Origin of the sequence: Streptomyces sp. FH025 (assembly GCF_017427025.1) — a bacterium.
In the GTDB taxonomy this organism is placed as follows: Bacteria; Actinomycetota; Actinomycetes; order Streptomycetales; family Streptomycetaceae; genus Kitasatospora.
The window spans coordinates 1-2,672 of record NZ_JAFLNG010000894.1 but is presented as its reverse complement, the minus strand read 5'-3'; the positions used below and the strand labels follow the sequence as shown (position 1 = coordinate 2,672).

Annotated in this window: 4 protein-coding genes; 3 read left to right on the top strand and 1 reads right to left on the bottom strand. The window is 72.0% G+C overall.

Translation table 11 applies throughout. The annotated features are described in order from the left end of the window. Positions 1 to 66 precede the first annotated feature (66 nt). The 3 genes from J0670_RS35360 (at position 67) to J0670_RS35350 (ending at position 2,069) form a co-directional block, all read left to right on the top strand. Entirely contained in the window at positions 67 to 507 is a 441-nt protein-coding gene (locus J0670_RS35360) for a molybdenum cofactor biosynthesis protein MoaE (RefSeq protein WP_243437980.1), read from the top strand. Between the two features lie 212 nt (positions 508 to 719). Then, positions 720 to 911 (top strand): hypothetical protein, encoded by a 192-nt coding sequence (locus J0670_RS35355; RefSeq protein WP_207816667.1) that lies wholly within the window; start codon positions 720 to 722, stop codon positions 909 to 911. A 42-nt stretch (positions 912 to 953) separates the two neighbouring features. Next, a complete protein-coding gene (locus J0670_RS35350; protein ID WP_207816666.1) occupies positions 954 to 2,069 on the top strand; it encodes a PDZ domain-containing protein in 1,116 nt (371 codons plus the stop codon). Positions 2,070 to 2,089: 20 nt separating this feature from the next. On the opposite strand, the gene J0670_RS35345 is transcribed toward J0670_RS35350, so the two are convergent. Then, a complete protein-coding gene (locus tag J0670_RS35345) occupies positions 2,090 to 2,662 on the bottom strand; it encodes a PPA1309 family protein (protein WP_207816665.1) in 573 nt (190 codons plus the stop codon). Between the last annotated feature and the right edge of the window lie 10 nt (positions 2,663 to 2,672).

Below are 2,672 nucleotides of genomic sequence, written 5' to 3'. Positions count from 1 at the left end.
AAATCCGTACGTCGTGATGTGGAAAGCCCTTGCCCTGGCCGCTCCCGCATGAGGAATCATGTGGACATGCCCGAGAACCGCGACCCCATCCGTCTGCTCGCCATCCGCGACACCCCGCTCTCGCTGGACGAGGTGTACGAGGCGGTCGGCGACGACGCGGCCGGCGGCACCACCGTCTTCGTCGGGACGGTGCGTGACCACGACGGCGGCAAGTCGGTCTCCGCCCTGGAGTACAGCTGTCACCCGGCCGCCGAGCAGGAGCTGCGCCGGGTCGCCGAGAAGGTCGTCGCGGACTTCCCGGTCCTGGCGCTCGCCGCGGTCCACCGGGTGGGCCGGCTGGAGATCACCGACAAGGCCGTGATCGTCGCGGTCTCCTGCGCGCACCGCGGCGAGGCCTTCGCGGCCGCCCGCCGGCTGATCGACGACCTCAAGCACGAGGTGCCGATCTGGAAGCACCAGGTGTTCGCGGACGGCGAGGAGGAGTGGGTCGGCGCCGAGGGCTGCTGATCCCCGCCCCGGGCGGTGGAACCGGCCGCACGCGGAGCACGTCCCACGGGGCAGGCGCGCCGGAGGCTCACCCGAACGGGTTCGGACCGGCGCTCCGGTTACTCCCCTGGAAGTGCGCCGATCGGCCGTCCCGTAACCCGGACGGCCTCGGCCGCGTTGTCCGCCGGAGTGGTTAATCTGCTCATAGACACGACGAGCCTGGGAGTACTGGTATGGGCACGCTCGCCTGGTTGATCATTCCGGTTGTCGCCGTCCTGGTAGCCGCCGTCTGGGCGGCCTGGGCACAGCGGGCCCCGAAGGCCACGGGGGACCCGGCCTCGCTCGCCGAGCACCGGCGCTTCATGGCCGCGATGGAACGCACCACCGCGGGGAAGGCGGCCCCCGGGGAGCGCTCCGGCCGGTAGCCCGCCGGGCGTCGCGTCACCCGCGTCCCGTACTGTCGAGGCATGCCACGCCGCTCCGCGACGATGCTCGCTGCCACCCTGCTGCTCATAGCGCTGCTCTGCGTCTCGGTGCTGATGAAGGTGCCGTACACGGAGATGAGCCCGGGCCCGACGTACAACACGCTCGGCGACCAGGGCGGCAAGCCGGTGATCACCATCACCGGGCGCGACTCCTACCCGGCCAGCGGGCACCTCAACATGACCACCGTCCAGGTCACCGGGGCCAAGTACGAGCCCAGCCTGGTCAACGCGGTGATCGGCTGGCTGCGCGACGACGTGCTGGTGGTGCCGCACGACAACGTCTACCCGAAGGGGCAGACGGACGCCGACGCCAAGAAGCAGAACGCGGAGGAGTTCGCCTCCTCCGAGGACAGCGCGCGCACCGCCGCGCTGAAGCAGATGGGCATCCCGGTCGGCAGCGAGCTGATCGTCAAGTCGGTCACCGCGGGCGCCCCGGCCGAGGGCCGGCTGCACGCCGGGGACCAGATCGTCGCGGTGGACGGCACCGCGGTCACCTCGGCCGAGCAGGTCGTTGCCGCCGTCACCAAGCACAAGCCGGGCGAGTCGGTGGTCTTCACCGTCGTCCCGCGGGTCAAGGACGCCTCCGGCAACGGCGCCGCCCCCGCCCCGGGCGTCAGGACCGACGTGACCGTCCCGACCGCGCGCGCCAAGGACCTCGACCCGCAGGCCCCGGCCGAGCGGGCCGAACTCGCGGTGGTCGGCATCGGCACCGCGATCCGGCACACCTACCCGTTCCAGATCGACATCGGCCTGCAGGACGTCGGCGGCCCGAGCGCCGGGCTGATGTTCTCGCTGGGCATCATCGACAAGCTCACCCCCGGCGGCGACCTCACCGGCGGCAGGTTCGTCGCCGGCACCGGCACCATCGACGACGACGGCAAGGTCGGCCCGATCGGCGGCATATCGATGAAGCTGATCGCCGCCCGGGACGCGGGGGCCGAGTACTTCTTCACCCCGTCCTCGAACTGCGCCGAGGCGACCAAGAACACCCCGTCCGGGCTGACCCTGATCAAGACGGACACGCTGGACGGCGCGCTGAAGTCGCTGGAGCAGATCCGCTCCGGGCAGACCTCCGCGCTGCCGTCCTGCGCCAGGTAACGCCGGGCGACGCCCGGCGGCTACGAGAAGGTCGCCAGCAGCGCCTCGGTCAGGCCGGGCACCAGGTCCGGTCCGGTCAGCACCTCGCGGGCGGAGTCCTTGGAGCGCAGCCGCAGGGCGATCTCCTTCTTGCCGTCGCGCAGCACCGCGGCGGTGATCCGCACCTCCTCGCGCTTGGGGTGGTTGGCCACCCACTCGGCGAGCTGGGCGTCGCTGGCGCCCCGCGGGCGGGACTGCTCGGCGCCCGGCGGCAGCATCAGCCGCTCGACGACCAGGGCGCAGCCGGCCACCGCGTCGGGCCAGGCGATGGTGCCGAGGAACTTGTCGAGCTCCGTCCCGGCCGGGATCTCGTCCTGTTCGACCGGGGTGAGGCCGGCCTCGTCGCCGTCGGCGAGGCCGAGCTGCTCGGCGATCCTCGGGTCGGCCTTGCGCAGAGCGGTGCTGTCCACCAGGGCGAACAGCCGGGCCGGGAGGTCCCAGCCGAGGGAGGCGGCGTACTCGTCGATCTCCAGCGCGGCCCGGGTGAGCGGGGTGGCGGCCGGGAGCTTGGAGACGTCGTCGGGGGAGTTGTTCAGATCAGACGCGTCGGACATGCCTCAATCC